The 15,008-nt window shown below is 68.4% G+C and carries 15 protein-coding genes; 7 read left to right on the forward strand and 8 right to left on the reverse strand.

All coding sequences use genetic code 11. The features are described 5' to 3' along the window. Position 1 precedes the first annotated feature (1 nt). Positions 2-733: a zf-HC2 domain-containing protein gene (locus tag ACQPXD_RS14570; protein WP_432838620.1), complete on the reverse strand. Its 732-nt coding sequence runs from the start codon at positions 731-733 to the stop codon at positions 2-4. A gap of 162 nt (positions 734-895) precedes the next feature. On the opposite strand from ACQPXD_RS14570, the gene ACQPXD_RS14575 reads away from it, so the two are divergent. Next, positions 896-2,239: an IS701 family transposase gene (locus ACQPXD_RS14575; protein ID WP_432838622.1), complete on the forward strand. Its 1,344-nt coding sequence runs from the start codon at positions 896-898 to the stop codon at positions 2,237-2,239. A gap of 222 nt (positions 2,240-2,461) precedes the next feature. Here ACQPXD_RS14575 and ACQPXD_RS14580 read toward each other — a convergent pair whose 3' ends face one another. After that, positions 2,462-3,343 (reverse strand): NmrA family NAD(P)-binding protein, encoded by an 882-nt coding sequence (locus tag ACQPXD_RS14580; protein WP_432838624.1) that lies wholly within the window; start codon positions 3,341-3,343, stop codon positions 2,462-2,464. 127 nt (positions 3,344-3,470) lie between these two features. Between ACQPXD_RS14580 and ACQPXD_RS14585 the strand changes: the two genes are divergently transcribed. Further along, the gene (locus tag ACQPXD_RS14585) at positions 3,471-4,430 is read left to right on the forward strand and encodes a LysR family transcriptional regulator (RefSeq protein WP_432838626.1); all 960 of its coding nucleotides are present in this window, start codon (positions 3,471-3,473) and stop codon (positions 4,428-4,430) included. Positions 4,431-4,697: 267 nt separating this feature from the next. On the opposite strand, the gene ACQPXD_RS14590 is transcribed toward ACQPXD_RS14585, so the two are convergent. Next, the gene (locus ACQPXD_RS14590) at positions 4,698-5,138 is read right to left on the reverse strand and encodes an Rrf2 family transcriptional regulator (protein ID WP_432838628.1); all 441 of its coding nucleotides are present in this window, start codon (positions 5,136-5,138) and stop codon (positions 4,698-4,700) included. Positions 5,139-5,221: 83 nt separating this feature from the next. Between ACQPXD_RS14590 and ACQPXD_RS14595 the strand changes: the two genes are divergently transcribed. Further along, positions 5,222-6,109: an NAD(P)H-binding protein gene (locus ACQPXD_RS14595; protein ID WP_432838630.1), complete on the forward strand. Its 888-nt coding sequence runs from the start codon at positions 5,222-5,224 to the stop codon at positions 6,107-6,109. A gap of 287 nt (positions 6,110-6,396) precedes the next feature. Here ACQPXD_RS14595 and ACQPXD_RS14600 read toward each other — a convergent pair whose 3' ends face one another. Further along, positions 6,397-7,179 (reverse strand): SDR family NAD(P)-dependent oxidoreductase, encoded by a 783-nt coding sequence (locus ACQPXD_RS14600; RefSeq protein ID WP_432838632.1) that lies wholly within the window; start codon positions 7,177-7,179, stop codon positions 6,397-6,399. A gap of 139 nt (positions 7,180-7,318) precedes the next feature. Between ACQPXD_RS14600 and ACQPXD_RS14605 the strand changes: the two genes are divergently transcribed. Further along, positions 7,319-8,272 carry a helix-turn-helix transcriptional regulator gene (locus tag ACQPXD_RS14605; RefSeq protein WP_432838634.1) on the forward strand — a complete coding sequence of 318 codons (954 nt, stop codon included), beginning with the start codon at positions 7,319-7,321 and terminating at the stop codon, positions 8,270-8,272. Positions 8,273-8,313: 41 nt separating this feature from the next. Here the strand turns inward: ACQPXD_RS14605 and ACQPXD_RS14610 are convergent, their stop codons facing one another. Then, entirely contained in the window at positions 8,314-8,574 is a 261-nt protein-coding gene (locus tag ACQPXD_RS14610; protein WP_432838636.1) for a hypothetical protein, read from the reverse strand. A 64-nt stretch (positions 8,575-8,638) separates the two neighbouring features. On the opposite strand from ACQPXD_RS14610, the gene ACQPXD_RS14615 reads away from it, so the two are divergent. After that, positions 8,639-8,755, forward strand: a complete 117-nt coding sequence (locus ACQPXD_RS14615; protein ID WP_432843838.1) for an IS3 family transposase — start codon at positions 8,639-8,641, stop codon at positions 8,753-8,755. Positions 8,756-9,175: 420 nt separating this feature from the next. Here ACQPXD_RS14615 and ACQPXD_RS14620 read toward each other — a convergent pair whose 3' ends face one another. From ACQPXD_RS14620 to ACQPXD_RS14630, 3 genes are read right to left on the reverse strand one after another with little or no spacing between them, the layout of a single operon-like run. After that, positions 9,176-10,216, reverse strand: coding sequence for a tyrosine-type recombinase/integrase (locus tag ACQPXD_RS14620; protein WP_432830766.1), 1,041 nt, complete (start codon positions 10,214-10,216; stop codon positions 9,176-9,178). Beyond that, positions 10,206-11,168 (reverse strand): tyrosine-type recombinase/integrase, encoded by a 963-nt coding sequence (locus ACQPXD_RS14625; RefSeq protein ID WP_432830768.1) that lies wholly within the window; start codon positions 11,166-11,168, stop codon positions 10,206-10,208. The genes ACQPXD_RS14620 and ACQPXD_RS14625 overlap by 11 nt, the downstream gene beginning before the upstream one ends. Beyond that, positions 11,165-12,370, reverse strand: coding sequence for a site-specific integrase (locus ACQPXD_RS14630; RefSeq protein ID WP_432838638.1), 1,206 nt, complete (start codon positions 12,368-12,370; stop codon positions 11,165-11,167). Before ACQPXD_RS14630 ends, ACQPXD_RS14625 begins: the two co-directional genes overlap by 4 nt. A 725-nt stretch (positions 12,371-13,095) precedes the next feature. Here ACQPXD_RS14630 and ACQPXD_RS14635 point away from each other — a divergent pair. Together ACQPXD_RS14635 and ACQPXD_RS14640 are read left to right on the forward strand one after the other, a co-directional pair. Further along, complete coding sequence (locus ACQPXD_RS14635) at positions 13,096-14,166, forward strand: serine hydrolase domain-containing protein (protein ID WP_432838640.1); 1,071 nt, start codon at positions 13,096-13,098, stop codon at positions 14,164-14,166. Between the two features lie 142 nt (positions 14,167-14,308). Further along, positions 14,309-14,530, forward strand: a complete 222-nt coding sequence (locus ACQPXD_RS14640) for a hypothetical protein (RefSeq protein ID WP_432838642.1) — start codon at positions 14,309-14,311, stop codon at positions 14,528-14,530. Positions 14,531-15,008 lie beyond the last annotated feature (478 nt).

Here is a 15,008-nt window from a genome sequence, read left to right on the forward strand (position 1 = left end):
GTCAGGCCGCTGTTCGGCGGGGACGATCGATGCTCGCGCTGCCGTGGATGAGCCGGAGTGACGGCGGACCGGCCGGCTCAGCAGGCGGCGACTCGTCCAGGACGGCGGGCCGCCGCCAGCGCCGCGGCGGCCCCTGCCGATCCGCGGGAGGCTGTCCCGGGTCGAGACGGGACAGCATGACCACGACGACGTAGCCGGCCAGCATGACGGCATGGCTGAGCAGCCGGGTGCTGCCGACCTGCCCGGCGATGACGTCGTTGGCGCTCAGCAGGACCAGCAGCACGACGAACGCGGTCAGCATCGGCAGCACGTCGGTCGGCCGGCTGCGGCGAGCGGCGATCCAGGCGAATCCAGCGCCGATCGCGACGTTCCAGGCCGCAGACTCGTGGAGCAGGTGCCCCGAGCTGGTGCCGTGCTCGTGCGTGCCGCCGGTCCAGGACACCTGCGCCAGACCCAGCACGAACTGGACCGCGCCGAACGCGCCGAGCAGCACCCTGAGGAATTTGCTCAGCACCGGGTACCGAGGCCGGTACACCGCCAGCCGTTCCGTGGCGATCGTGCGGTGCCCGACGGGCTGGACCCGCACGAGCCGGGTAACTGAGGCGGCCTGATGCCGCCACTGCCGGCAGGACGCGCATCCTTGGAGGTGCGCGTCGAGCGTGGCGGGAGAAGTCGGTTCGTCCTCGCCGTCGATCCGCGCCGACAGTGCTTCCCGGAACTGCTCACATCCCACGGTTGGTAGTCGCGCCGGGCGGCGGGGCGGTTCCCGGTTCAGGCGACTTCGCCCGCCCGCAGTGCCATCGTCGCCTCTGCATGACGAGCGTGACCTAGTAGTACTTTGTTAGGTCGGCGTGTCGTGGGTGTCCGTCGGGCGGTTCGGGAGTTTCATGCCTTGGTGACCCCTGAGGAGCTTTCGGTTGTGCGGCAACGCCTTGAGGCGTTCGCGGCGGAGATGTTCGCATCTATGGCCCGGTCGGATCAGCGGGTGAAGGGCGAGACGTATCTGCGTGGGTTGTTGCTGGACGGTCGGCGCAAGTCGATGCAGCCGATGGCGGAGCGGCTCGGCGTGGATCATCAGGGGTTGCAGCAGTTTGTGACGACCTCGACCTGGGACACGGCGGCGGTGCGGGCCCGGCTGGCCGCCCGGGCGGTGGACCTCGTGCAACCGGTGGCGTGGGCGATCGACGACACCGGGTTCCCGAAAGACGGCACCGGGTCGCCCGGCGTGGCCCGGCAGTACTCCGGCACCCTCGGCAAGGTCGGCAACTGCCAGATCGGCGTCAGTGTGCATGCGGTCACCGACACGGCGTCGTGTCCGCTGGACTGGCGGCTGTTCCTGCCCGAGTCGTGGGACACCGTCAAGGCCGGACCGGCGGCGGTGAAAGCAGCCAAAGCCAAGCAGCGCAAGACGTTGAGCAACGCCCCACGCGCCGCCGCGCCTGCTGCGGCCACAGCTGTCGCTGTCGATGTCGAGGCGGTGACCGAGGCGGCCCGGCAGCGACGCCGCAAGTCCGGGGTGCCCCAGGAGGAGGGTCATCGTCCGAAGTGGACGCTGGCGATCGAGATGATCGACGGGCTTGCCGGGCACGGGTTGCGGCCGCCGCTGGTGGTCTCGGACTCCGGATACGGTGACAGCGGCCCGTTCCGGTCCGCGTTGGATGAACGTGGCATCGTCTACAGCGTCCAGGTCAACGGCGAAACCCTCGCCCACCCCGCCGGGGCGAGACCGGTGGCGCGCACCTGGTCCGGGCGCGGCCGGCCGCCGGCGTCTCCCCGGCCGGACTACTCGCACGACGCGATCAGCGTGGCCCAGCACGTCCTGGACGCCGGGCGTGGCGCGGCGGTCACCGTCTCCTGGCGCGAGGGCAGTAAAGGCACCCTCACCTCGCGGTTCGTGTTCCTGCGGGTCCGCCCGGCCGGGCACCGCATCCCCCGCGACGCGGACGGCAGCCTGCCCGAACGGTGGCTGATCGCCGAATGGCCCGACAACGAGGACGAGCCGGTCACCTACTGGCTGTCCAGCCAACCCGCCGACACCCCCGCCGCTGACCTGATCCGCTACGCCAAGATCCGCTGGCGGATCGAACACGACTACCGCGAACTCAAGACCGGCCTCGGCCTGGACCACTTCGAAGGCCGGTCCTGGACCGGCTGGCACCGCCACGTCACCCTCGTCACCGCCGCGCACCTGTTCATCACCATGCTGCGACTCGACCCAAAAGCGGATGCGCCGGCCTGACCCTCTACAAGGTCATCCACGAGCTGCAACTGCTGCTCGCAACCTGGACCGGCGCATGCCCCACCTGCCACCAGACGGTGAAACCGTTACACCGCAACAACCATCGACAGACCTAACAAAGCCCTACTAGTTGGGTTTGAGCCATGTTCGGGCGACTCGGCCGGAACTCGCACCTTGATTCGACGCGGGGATCGGGCGCGGTCGGGTCCCGGCGTAGGCCCGTCAGGCCTCGATGGCGGGCTTGAGGGTGTCCTGGCACCACTGGCGGAAACTGGTAGCGCCAGTCGAGTTCGGGCTCAAGGGTTCGGCGTCGTATATGCCGTTGTTCTGCGCGTCGGTCATCTCGGCCATGCCCAGCGCCATTGCCGGGCTCGCCCCGTATTGCTGCATTGTGGCCTGGTAGTCCGCGACCGGAACTTCCTGGTAGCGAATCGGGCGACCCAGAACATCGGAGATGACCTCGGCCATGGCGTCGGGGGGCAAGGTGTCCGGGCTGGCGACCGGGACTCTGGCTTGGCCACTCCACGAGGAGTCGAGCAGAAGCGCTGCCGCTGCCGTAGCGGCGTCGCGGGTGGCGACAGTCAGCAGCGGTCGATCGGCGGTGTTCGCCATCGAGAACCTTCCCTGCCCCTTGAGGTCTCGGACCTGGTGCAGCAGGTTTTCCATGAAGAACGGCAGGGCCACTGCCCGGTAGCTGACACCGGCGCCCTCGATCAGGGCGTCCATGGCCAGCGCAGCCGACAGCAGACCGGCCTTGCCCGGGTAGCCGTGGCCGAGGCTGGTAACCCCCACCACGCGAACGCCTTGGCCCGGCCCAGCCTGGACGAGAGGGCGAGTGAAGTTCAGGTAATACTCCTCGGCGCTGCTCGACGATTGGAACGAGGGCGGGGGCACGAGCCAGAACAGGCTGTCGGCGCCGGCGAGGGCTTTCGCGATCACGTCGGCGTCACCGTGGGACCCCTGCACCACCTCGGCTCGGCCGTGCACCTCCGCGGAGAGCCGGGACGGGTCGCGGGCGACGACACGTACCGCTTCGCCGCTCTGCAGCACGCGGGCCAGGACCTGCCGGCCGATGTTCCCGGTCGGTGTGGTGATGACGATCATGGGGACCTCCGTGAGAGACGGTGGGCGGCGGGACGATCGCAAGCCCGCCGCCTGATGAATCTAGCTAACCCTGAGTGACGGACGCAGGTGAAGGACCGATCCGATCACCTTTGATAGCCTGGAAGTTATGAATGATCTGGAGGTGCGGCAGCTGCGGTACTTCGTCGCGGTCGCGGAGGAACTGCACTTCGGGCGGGCCGCGGACCGGCTGGCCATGGCACAGCCCGCGCTGTCCCGCGCGATCCGACACCTGGAACGGCAACTCGGGGCGACGCTGCTGGAACGCACGACACGGCAGGTCAGCCTTACCGCGGCAGGACTGGTTCTGCTGCGCGACGCCCGGACCGCTCTGGAGGCGGTCACCGCCGCCGCCCACCGCACCCGGCAGGCCGGCAGCTTGTCGCCTCGGCTACGGATCGCACTCAAGGCCGACATCGACGGTGGGCTTCTTCCGCGCATCCTCGACGCCTACGGCGCCGATAGCGCGGCCCTGCCACCGCAGCTGATCCTCGGTGCATTCGGCGAGCAACCCCAAGCGCTACGCGACGGCCGGGCAGACGTGGCCCTGCTGCTCCACCCGTTCGACGACCGGGGCCTGGACAGCGAACCGCTGCTGACCGAACCCCTGCTGGCAGCCCTGGCCGCTGCCGACCCCCTCGCCGCCCGGACGCACCTGTGCCTGGCCGACCTGGACGGCCGCCAGCTCATCGGGGGATCCTCCGCGGGCCGAAGCCAGCCTGCCGGGTTCCACCACGACCCCCCGCTTCCCGACCACGAACAGGGCCCATCAGGCGCGCACAAGTCCTCGTCCAACCCGGCGCGGCCGGCCGCAAATCTGTCGGAGATCTTCAGCCTTGTCGAGACCGGCAGCGTGGTGTTCTTCGCCCCCGAATCGGTCGCTCAGCGCTACCCGCGACCCGGGATCGCCTACCGGCCGGTCGACGACCTCCCCGACACCACACTGGCCGTAGCCTGGCCACAGGACGCGCGCTCGCCGGCCGTCGCCGCTTTCGTACGCGCCGCCTGCACCGTCGCGACCACCGCGCACGCACAAACAGCACCTGTCATGCACAGCGCGACCACCTGAGCCTTGCAGCAGATCCAGCGACACGAGATCAGCGCATCTGAAAGCTGAAAGCCTTCGAGCGCACCTCGATCATCGGCAACAAGACCCAGATCGCCGAGCGGCTCAGACAGTACGCGGACGCTGGCGTGGGGAGGCTGTCCGTCTCCTCGTGCGTCGGCGACCTCAGCAGCGGCATCGACACGCTGCGGCTGGTCGCCGAGGCCTACGAGGATGCCAGCCTCGCGTAGTCCTGGAGCCGGTGTGTTGCCGCCGCGTCGGCGCCGGGGCTCATGGTCGGCGCAGACCCTCACGGGGGCCGGCGTTGGCCCGATCCACGAGTTCCGCGATGGTGGTCTTGTCCAGTTCGTCTTCGATGGCGTGCCGAGCGCGACGGTCGATCTCGGTCACCCAGGAGTCGATGCTGCGGCCCACCGGGCAGTCCGGGGCCCCTGTGTAGGAGCCGAGGACACGGTCGTCGCCGTGCACGATGCGCCAGACGTCGCCGAGTGTGATGGTCGCCGGGTCCTTGATGAGCTGCGAACCGCCGCCGACGCCGGGCTTGGAGGTCACCAGGCCGGCGTGACGGAACCGGCCCAGGACGCGGCGGACCTGGACCGGGTTGGCATCGGCCGACTCGGCCATGGCGTCCGACGACAAGGTCTCCGGCGCCAGGGCCGCCAGCAGCGTGAGCAGGTGGACGCCGAGGGCGAACTGTGTGTTGATCGACATGGCGGACGTCAGTCTACCGGAACCGTAGACAACACTGTTACGATCTAATCCGTAATAGTTCTGGCTACGAATTGAAGGATGATATGAGCCTCGTTGTCACCGGCGCATCCGGGCACCTCGGCCGTCGCACCGCCGAACTGCTGTTGGAAACGGGCGGCGTCGATCCCGCTGACGTTGTCCTCGTTACACGGTCGCCGGAGAAGCTGGCGGATCTGGCAGCTCGCGGGGCGGTGGTCCGCTGCGGCGACTTCGCGAGTCCTGACACGCTGCGGGCCGCCTTCGTCGGGGCGAGGCGGGTCCTGCTGATCAGCATCGACGCAGGTAGCGATCGCGTCGACCGGCACGCTGCGGCGATCGGTGCCGCGACGACGGCCGGCGCGGAGCTGATCGCCTACACTTCGTATCCGAACCCGGACTCCGGCCGCAACCCGGCGTCCGTCGTGCCCGATCACGCGGCGACTGAGGCCGCGATCCTCAGCAGCGGCGTACCCTACGTGTTGCTGCGTAACGCCATCTACAGCGAGTACGTCGGATCGTTCTCGTCTCAGCCCCCGTTGACGGCCGGGGCCTTCGTGCACAACTTCGGCGACGGCGCGAGCGCCTACGTGAGCCGTGAGGACTGCGCGGCGGCCGCTGCGGCGGTGTTGGCCGGTAGTGGGGAACACGCGAACAAGATTTACGACATCGCTGGTCCTGAGGCGATGACCGGCGCCGACCTGGCCGCGCTGTACACATCGGTCGGGCGCGTCGAGGTCGCGGCGGTGGCTGTCGACGACGCGACGTGGATTGCCGACGCTGTCGCGCACGGGCTGCCTGAGCAGGCCGCTCGAAATGTGGCCTCGTTCGGCCGGGCGATCAGGGAAGGAGCGCTCAACCAGCGCACCGGAGATGTCGAGCGCCTGACCGGTCGCAGGCCGATCAGCGTGGCCGACGTGCTCGAGGGCCTGGCCTCCGGGTCGGCGGATCGCTGACAGTGCAGCAGGGGCGATGGTCCATGGGCCGGCCGGCGCGACGCAATGGCTGAGCTGCTCGGGCCTGCCGGGGGTGGGGCCGTTGCTCGTCGCCCGCTGTGGACGGTCCGCAGGGCAGCCCACGCACGATCCCGACCAGGTCGCGTAGCCCGTCCTGGTCGGGTCCTGCCTGCTGAGGTAACCGCGACCGGTCTCGGGGTGAACCTGTCGCTGGTCGCCGTGCACCCCTCGGCCTTCACCACGAGGGACAAAACGGTCAGGTCGAAACAGAGCGGAACCCTCGATCGTCAGGGGTTCACCGTCGGGGGAAGGTGCATGACCTGGTTCAGTCCGCCGTCGACGGTGACGGCCGCGCCGTTGACGTAGCTCGCTTCGGGGCTGGCCAGGAAGGCCACGACGGCCGCGACCTCGTCGGGAGTGCCTAGTCGGCGCATGGGAATGTGCGCCGAGTACGCGTCGAGTACGCCGGGGATATCGGCCATGACACCAGTCATGCCGGTCGGGTAAATGACGCCGGGGTGCACCGTGTTCGAGCGGACGCCGTGCGCGCCGTGTTCGATCGCGATGGCGGCGCTGAGGCTGGCCGCGGCGCTCTTGGCGGCACCGTACGCGGGCTGGCCGTAGTTGCCGCGCAGCGCGTTGGACGAGCCGATGGTCACGACGTTGCCCTTCGTTCTCTTCAGGTGGGGTACGGCGGCCTTGGCCGCGTAGAAGACCGCGCTGGCGTTAACGGCGACGATGTCTTGCCAGGTTTGCGCGTCCAGCTCGGCGAACAGGCCGACGTCGGTGACGCCCGCGCAGTTCACGAGCACGTCCAAGCGGCCGAACTCGGCGGCCGTCCAGTCGACCAGTTCAACGACCGCCGCCTCGTCCCTGACGTCAACCGTTCGCGGGACGATCGTGCCACCCGCTGGCGCCTGCGCGACGGTCCGGCGCACCTTCTCGGCATCGCGCCCCGCGATGACGACCGTCGCACCTTCCTTGGCGAAACGGAGGGCGATCGCTGCCCCCATCCCGGACCCGCCTCCGGTGACCACAGCGACCTGGCCGGCAAAACGATTGAACTCCATCCTTGCCTCTCTCCTCGCCTCTCTCGTGGACTCCTGGTCCCGAGCCTAGGAAGATCGACCGGCGTACACTTGAACCCATGCGACAGGTGCGCTTGAACCAATACGTCCGCCGATGACGGGCGTACGCGGGCCCTTCCGCTTGGACACGACGGCCGCCCAACCCGTAGGCACCGGGTTCGCCGCATTCCGGGATACCTGGGGAACGCAGATCGGCGACAGCTTTCCGATGCCGGTCTTCAGCCCGACCACCGTCAACAACTACCGAGTCAAGACCCGCGCAGCCCAAGTGCACGACGTGGCCATCATCGACGGCCACAACGAGTCGGCGCTGCGAACCACGGACGCCCCGCATGCCGGGGATCAGGTGGAGCTGTTCGTCGTGCGGTGCGGCTCATGGATCCTGGGTGGGCGGGCTGTGTCGGCCGGGCAGTTCCTCCTCCAGCCCAAAGGACGGTCGACGACGTTCGAGACCGCACCGCGCACGACGGCGAGGATCTTCGTCCTGCCGGCCGCCATCCTCGCGCCCGTACTCAGGGGCCGCGCGATCGTCGGGCCGGCCGACTCGGCCGAGGTGCGACTGCTGGTAGCTCACTCGGACATGGTCAACGCGACCATGAACGAGCTCGGGCCGGCCGGCGTGGACGCCGCCCACAGCAGCCTGATCGAGCTGGCCAAAGCCGTGGCTGCGGGACGATTCGACGACGCGGAACCCCTGCTGGCTCCCGCAATCACCCAAGCTGCCAAGGATCTCGCCGAACGCCGGCTCACAGATCCCAGCCTGTCGGCGGCGATGTTAGCGCGTGAGCTGCACGTCTCCCCGCGGACGTTGCAGCGGGCGTTCGCCGCCGCCGGCGAGCTGACCGCCACCGCCTACATCCGCCACCGCCGGTTGGAACAGGCGCGGCTTGCCCTCGCCTCGCCGTCCCGCCGCATGAGCATCACCGAGATCGCCGCCCGCTGGCAGTTCGCGGACGGCAGCCACTTCACCCGGGCGTTCAAGGCCCGCTACGGCCGGACACCCACCGAGTACGTCCGCTCGGCCGAACCTCATGACGATGATCACATCGCGGTGCACCGTTCAGGACGGCGTTGACGGCCTGAGCCGTACCGCCGGCCATCGCCTCGAGCTCTCTGTCAGATGGTGACCAACGGCGGGGCGAGCAACAGCACGTCCGTGCCGTTGCCGCCCAGGTAGAGCAGCAAACCCGCGTCGCGGGCCGCCGCGACAAGCCAGACGGTGATGCGCGCGACGGGCGAGATCCTGAAGGCGGCGAGCGCACATTTCGCCTTGGAGCTCGACCCGACCCGGCGACGGTCATGACGTTTCATCGACGAACACCTGGACCGCTTCGCGGTCGCGCTCCTGTTACGAGTTCTGCAGATCTCCGCCTCCACCTACTACGCCTGGCGCAGCCGGGCCGCCGCGCCGTGCGACCGGGACCTGGTCGACCGTGGCCTGCTGTCCAACATCCACGACATCTGGACCGCCTCAGGCTGCACCTACGGCGCGGACCGGGTCCACCGGCAGCTGCGCCGCGGCGGCATCCACGTCGGCGCAAACGTATCGAGCGGCTGATGGCCGGCCAGGGCTGGCAGGGCCGCGTTCCTGCGCCGAGGCTGGCACGGCGGCTCGACCGTCTAGAACCCGCGAGCCACGCCGGCGCCCGATCTGGTCAACCGCCGGCTCGCCGCAGCCGCACCGAACCGGCTCTGGGTCGCTGACGCCACCCGCATCCGCTGCGGCGAAGGTGCGTTCTGGCTCGCCACGGTCCGCGACGAGTTCTCCAACCGCATCGTCGGCTGGAATGCCGGCGACCGCTACGACACCGACCTGTCCTCGGCGCCCTCGAGTACGGCATCTGGACCCGTGACGTTCGTGATGGTCAACTGACGCATCACTCGGATTACGCCGAGTTCTGCGTTAAGCCGAGGGATCGTGGGATGGTCGGTGCCGGAAGGGTTGTCGTGTCTGATTCCTCGGCTTAACGACGGCATGTCATCGGAGGCTGTAGAGGGCCTGGAGCCTGTCCTCGGTGAGTGGCTGCGCGGCTGGCGAGTCGATTGCAGGCGTGGCCGCCTCCACGGCTTGTCGCATCATGTCGATGGTGGCGAAGGCGTAGAACGCTGCTGTGGTCGACATGTTCTCGTGGCCGAGGAGCCGCATGATGACGGGCAACGGGATGCCCTGCTGGTAGAGGTCCATGGCCTTGGTCTTGCGCAGTATGTGGCAGTGGATGTTGTTCGGGATCGAGGGGCAGCTCTGCCGTGCGGCTGTGGCAGCGTGCGTGAGCACTGCGGCGACGGTATCGGTCGACAGCGCTGTTGGCTTGCCGTTGTGCAGGCTGTAGAACACCGGCCGGGTCGCGGGAAGCTGCGTCGTGCCTGGGTGGAACTCGGCGAGGTAGGCGCCCAGGTGCTCGATCGTCTTGCCGGTGAGGGGGACGATGCGGGTCTTGTTCCTTTTGCCGGTGAGGACGACGTGTCCGGGCTTGCCCAAGCGGAGGTCCTGCAGTGTCAGGCGGGTGATCTCACCGACGCGGGCCGCGGTGTCGTAGAGCAAGATCAGCAGCATCCGGTTGCGGCGCGATTTCGCGGTGCGGCCGGTGCAGGCGGCGAGGACGGCCCGTGTCGCGGGTTCGGTGAGGTACTCGATCGGTTTCCGCGCGCTGGCTGGCGTGCGTAGCGCCTTGGCTGCCTGACTGAGCGCGACGAGGGTGATGTCCTCGGCGGAGCAGTAGGTCAGGAACGCTTTGACGCTGGTCAGCCGCAACGCGATGGTCCTGGGCGCGTAGTGCTGCTGGTCGGCCATCCAGGCCAGCCAGCTTTTCAGGTGTGGCCGGTCGAAGTGGTCGAAGCCCACGTCGGGGCGGTCGATGTGCTCGTGTTCGGCGAGGTAGTGCAGGAAGCATTCCAGGCTGATCCGGTAGGCCTCGATCGTGTTCGGTGAGCGTCGGGCCACGGTGGGCAGGTAGGTGTGCAGGTAGTCCCGGGCGAAGCGGTAGAAGTCCGGGGCGCCGGTTGCCGGGTCACGTTTCATCGAACCCGACCTCCGGTAGCAACGACTGGCTCGTGGCGGTGAGGTCGGCGTAGGCGTGCAGGAACTCCGGCGAGGTGTGGATGTAGTAGAAGCTCGACTCGATGTCCGCGTGCCCCATGTAGCGGGCCAGGTAGGGAAGCATCGCCATGACGTCCTTGCCTTGGGCCATCCATCGTTCGACGTTGGCGTAGGCGAAGTGGTGGCGGAAGTCGTAGGGCCGGGGCTGCTGACCGCCCACCGGTCGTGGGAGACCGGCCTGGTCCCAGGCACGGTTGAACATCTTCCCGACGGTCGCGGCGGTGACCTGGTTGCCGGCCGCGGAGACGAAGAATGTGCACCGCGTTGGGCCGAAGCGTGCGCGGGTGACCCGGTCGCAGCCGGCCAGGATCTCGGCGACTTCGCCGGTGATAGGTAGGCGTCGGGAGCGGTTGCCTTTGGAAGCCACGATGTCGAGGTGCCGGTCGCGAAGGTGCACGTGTTCGGGGCGCAGCAGGCGGGTTTCCCCGGTCCGCAGCCCGCAGGAGTGCATCAGCGTGAAGAACGCGACCGCCTGCCACCGCCACGGGGAGGCGGCGTTCAGCGTTGCGGCGGCCGCGAAGAACGCCTCGATCTCGTCCCTGGTCAGCAGGTAGGGGTGGGCGGGGACGACTGCGGCCTTCCACCGATCGGACAGGACGTAGGCGTCGCGCTGCCCGTGGGCCTGCAACCAACGGCCGACGTCGCGGATGTAGGACATCCAGGACCGGTACCGCCCTGAGCGGGTCAGCTGCTGGCTGACCCATCCCTCGACCGTGTCGCGGTCGAAGACGGTCCGCTCGTGTGTGGTGCAGTAGACGTCGAACTGCTTCAGGTACCAGATCCGGGAGACGCCGTAGAAGCCCATCTTCTCCTTGAACGCGAGGTAGGCCTCCAGTTGCGGTGCGAAGGCACTGGTGAAGCGGCGGGCGTTCATGACCGCATTCCGACGGGGACGTCGAGGACGCAGTCGAGCAGACGGTCCTCATCGACGCTCAGATACAGGTCAGTCGATTCCGGGCTCGTATGGCCCAGCACGGCCGAGATCGTCGGCAACGGGACCGCCGCGCGCAGCAGCCGCGACGCGGCGTTGTGGCGCAACAGGCGAGTACCGGCCCTCACGTCGGTGACGCCAGCCTTGCCGAACACGGTGGCGATCACCCGGTGGATCGATGCGTGGTCCGACAGCCGCGTATGTGGCGCCACGCAACGCAGGAACACGTGGTCGTCGGGCGAGTCCGGCCGTTGATCCAGAACGTAGTCGGCGAGCCTGCCGACCAGCAGATCGGTCAGCGGCACGGTCAGCGGGTTGTGCGTCTTCTGCTGCACGATGTCGGCGGTCCGTGCGCGCCAGTCGATGTCGGCCAGCCCCAGGTTGATGATGTCGCACGCGCGCAGCCCCGTCGTCATCGCGAGCAGGGTGATCGCGGCGTCCCGCGCGGCGATCGCCGGTGTCGCGCATGCGTGCACGACCAGGCGTTCAACCTCGTCGGAAAGCACCGGCAGGATCGCGTGGGAACGCCTGACCCCGGCCAGCCCGGCCGCGTCGACCAGGTCGTTGCGGCCGGTGAACTTCAAGAACGGCCGGAAGTTCGACAGCACCCAGAACAGCGACGACGTCGCCCACGTGCCTGTCAACGAGTCCAGAAACCCCAGAACGCTGGACCCGTCGGCGCCACCGAGGCAGGCGATCCCGCGCGCCTCCAGAAACACCAGGTAGGCGCGGCATACCCGGCCGTAGGCGTCGCGGGTGGCCAGCGCCAGGTCACGGTCGGCCATGTCGGCGTCCCACGCGGCAGCCAGCGCGGTGAACTCGCGCGAGACCGGTCGTGAGCCACCCCCGCCACGCTTACGGCACGACAACTCCACCCGGCCGGTCAGCATGTAGGCGTCGAACACCCCGATCAGCCGGCTGTAGTCGAAGCTGCGCTGCGCACTGAACCTGCCAGTACGCGGACTGATCGTCATCGACGCGAACGCAGCACCCAGGGCAGGCGAGTAGACGCCACCGCACTCCGCGGCAAAACACGTCAACGCTTTGATCGACTTCCTGTACTGGCCGATCGTCGACTCCATGTAGCCGGCTGCCCGCAACTCCGTGACAACAACCGACCCGATCCCTGTGACCGTCGTATCCATGGCCGTCTCCTCTCCGCAACGCGAATGGACACGACGGACGGTAGCCACCAACCGCAGGATCGTTAAGCCGAGGAATCAGCCAGGGCCACCCGGCCACCACAGGCCATCCCACGATCCTCGGCTTAACGCAGAACTCGGCGTAATCGGAGTTAAACCGAAATCGGTTTAACTCCGACAGGGGCTCGAACTACACGTCGTTCCGCTTCACGCAACGCTTGTCCGACAACGGAATCCTGCCGTCGATGGGCTCCGAGGGCGACTCGTTCGACAACGCGTTGATGGGGAACTTCTGGTCCACCCTGAAGATCGAACTCGTCTACCGCACCAGCTGGCGGACCCGCGACGAGGCCGAGAACGCGATCTTCGAACACATCCACACCTGGACAACACCCGCCGCATCCAACGCGAACTCGGCTACCGCAGCCCAGACGAGTACGAGACCGCCTGGCACGCCCACGCCAAGCCACACAACCCCCACACCCGCCCCAACCGGAGGGCAGGTAACCACCGCTCCATAAAAGCAGCGGAAGCTCACGCCAGGGTTGCCAGCAGCGCGATCATGTGGACGTCGAGCGCGACCTGCGTGTTGATCGACGTGGCGGAACTCAGGTTTGCAGAATCGTAGCCAACACTGTTACGATATAATCCGTAATAGTGGTGGCTACAGATTGGGCCTGACAGTGCTGAAGGGCGATGTGACCATGGGGTCCGCAGTACACGATGCAATGGCTGAGCTGCTTGAGCGCGGCGCGGTGGGGCTGCAGGTAGCCGCCTACCATCAGGGTCGGCTCGTCCTGGATGTGCAGGCGGGCGACGTGCAGGCCGGCGGGCGTCCGGTGGGCCCGGGCACGATTTTCTGGGTCGCCTCGGCCGGCAAGGTGTCGACGGCAACGGCGCTGCACCTCCAGGTCGAGCGGGGACTGCTCAGCTACGACCAGACGGTCGCGTCGATCTGGCCGGAGTTCGGCGTCGGCGGCAAAGCGTCGTTCACCGTCCGCGACGCCCTTACCCATCGGGTAGGACTGCCCGATCTGCCCGCGGACGCTACCCGGCAACGGCTCGGAGACTGGGAATGGGTGGTGAACCGGCTCGCCGGTGCAACCCCGACCGCCGACCCGGACCACCACAACACGTACCACGCGATGACCTGGGGGTTCATCGTCGGGGAGATCGTCCGGCGCTCGGATGCGGCCAACCGCACCTTCGAAGACTTCGTTCGTGAGGAGGTGCACGCGCCGTTGGGCATCACCGATGTGTGGCACCGGCTGCCCGCTGCGACACACGGTCGTGTCGCGGTGGTCAGAGGTGATCTTCTCAAGGACGACCCCTTCACGTGGACCGTCACCGAGGACGACGCGATCAACACCCCCGAGTACTGGGATCGGGTAGATCCCAACGGCGGCTGGATGACGGCGCGCTCAGGGGCGCGGCTCTGGGCGATGTACGCCCAGGGGGGCGAGCTCGACGGAGTCCGGCTGTTGTCGGCCGAGCGGGTGCGCGAATGTCTTGAGCCGAGAGCGGGTGACCCCGCGGCCGGCGGGCTGGTCGGACCGTGGGCCTTCATCGGCCAGGGCGCGTTGATGCTCGGCGGGGCAGCTCCCGCGCACGCCGATGTCCTCGGGTTCGGTGAGCGTGTCCTGTGGCATCCGGGCGTCGGCGGCGCCCTGGGGTTCGCAGATCTTGACGCGCAACTGGCTGTGATGATCTGCCACAACGAGCTCTTCGACATCCGCCGCCTCCCAGCGCACCCGTTCGCTGGGATCGTGCGCGCCGTGCAGGCGGAGGTGCTGCACTAGCCGCGACCGAAATTGCCCCGAGGGGGACCAGGTGAAGCTTGGCACGGTTGAGTTCAACGCGACCTGTCGGCGCAGGACCGCGTTCTCATGACGGAGCACCAGAATCTCGACATCCTTGGCCGCGTTGGCACGGACGAGGAGCGTGAGTCAGCCGGCGATGCGGCAGAACACGACCGACCGGCTGCCGGCGTTGCAGCTGACGCTCGTGCTCGACGCGGTCGACCCACCAGTTGCCGCTGCCATCCGCAAATTCGAGCCCCAGCCCGCCGATCGGCGAAGCCAAAGCCGCACCTGGTCTCAGCCCGCGCCGGGGCTGCGCGACGACCCGCTGCTGTGCTGTCGGCGCCGCGCGCGCGGCCGCTGAACGCCGGCCCCCGCTGCCGGATGCGCACCGTCATGCACACCCGGACCACGGCTCTGCGAATGCGATCACGCGCTGGCATGCAGTGCGCAGCAGCAGAGTCACTCCGGCCGAACGAGCGCTGCTCGTCAATGACTTTGATGCCAATCACGGCCGCGCTGCCGGGGACCGGCGTGACGCACAACCGTCAGCCGCTACATGGCGGGGCGAGGCACGGCTATACCCCAGGATCGCGACCGCTCGCGGCGTGGTGAGGCCGCGGCCCGGTCTGGGCAGGGTCGCGGGCTGGCAGTCCTGGGTTGGAACATCGGTGTGCGGCCGGTCGTCGTCGATGGCGCCGGTGGTGGCCGTGTCGACGCTGGGCCTGGCGGCGGCGAGTCGAGTGGCCGGCGGGTCAGCCGCGGTCGTGCGAGCCGGGCGACTCGGCAGCAGGCCGGACTGGGCCTTCGCGAGTCCGACCGACTGCACATGCGGTGGTGGG

Source organism: Dactylosporangium sp. CA-092794 (assembly GCF_050948465.1).
Taxonomy (GTDB): domain Bacteria; phylum Actinomycetota; class Actinomycetes; order Mycobacteriales; family Micromonosporaceae; genus Dactylosporangium.

Coding starts and splice junctions, on each gene's coding strand:
- ACQPXD_RS14635 (WP_432838640.1), top strand. CDS start 13,096: ATGGCTGAGCTGCTTGAGCGCGGCGCGGTGGGGCTGCAGGTAGCCGCC.
- ACQPXD_RS14595 (WP_432838630.1), top strand. CDS start 5,222: ATGAGCCTCGTTGTCACCGGCGCATCCGGGCACCTCGGCCGTCGCACC.
- ACQPXD_RS14585 (WP_432838626.1), top strand. CDS start 3,471: ATGAATGATCTGGAGGTGCGGCAGCTGCGGTACTTCGTCGCGGTCGCG.
- ACQPXD_RS14630 (WP_432838638.1), bottom strand. CDS start 12,370: ATGGATACGACGGTCACAGGGATCGGGTCGGTTGTTGTCACGGAGTTG.
- ACQPXD_RS14590 (WP_432838628.1), bottom strand. CDS start 5,138: ATGTCGATCAACACACAGTTCGCCCTCGGCGTCCACCTGCTCACGCTG.
- ACQPXD_RS14620 (WP_432830766.1), bottom strand. CDS start 10,216: ATGAAACGTGACCCGGCAACCGGCGCCCCGGACTTCTACCGCTTCGCC.
- ACQPXD_RS14625 (WP_432830768.1), bottom strand. CDS start 11,168: ATGAACGCCCGCCGCTTCACCAGTGCCTTCGCACCGCAACTGGAGGCC.
- ACQPXD_RS14600 (WP_432838632.1), bottom strand. CDS start 7,179: ATGGAGTTCAATCGTTTTGCCGGCCAGGTCGCTGTGGTCACCGGAGGC.
- ACQPXD_RS14580 (WP_432838624.1), bottom strand. CDS start 3,343: ATGATCGTCATCACCACACCGACCGGGAACATCGGCCGGCAGGTCCTG.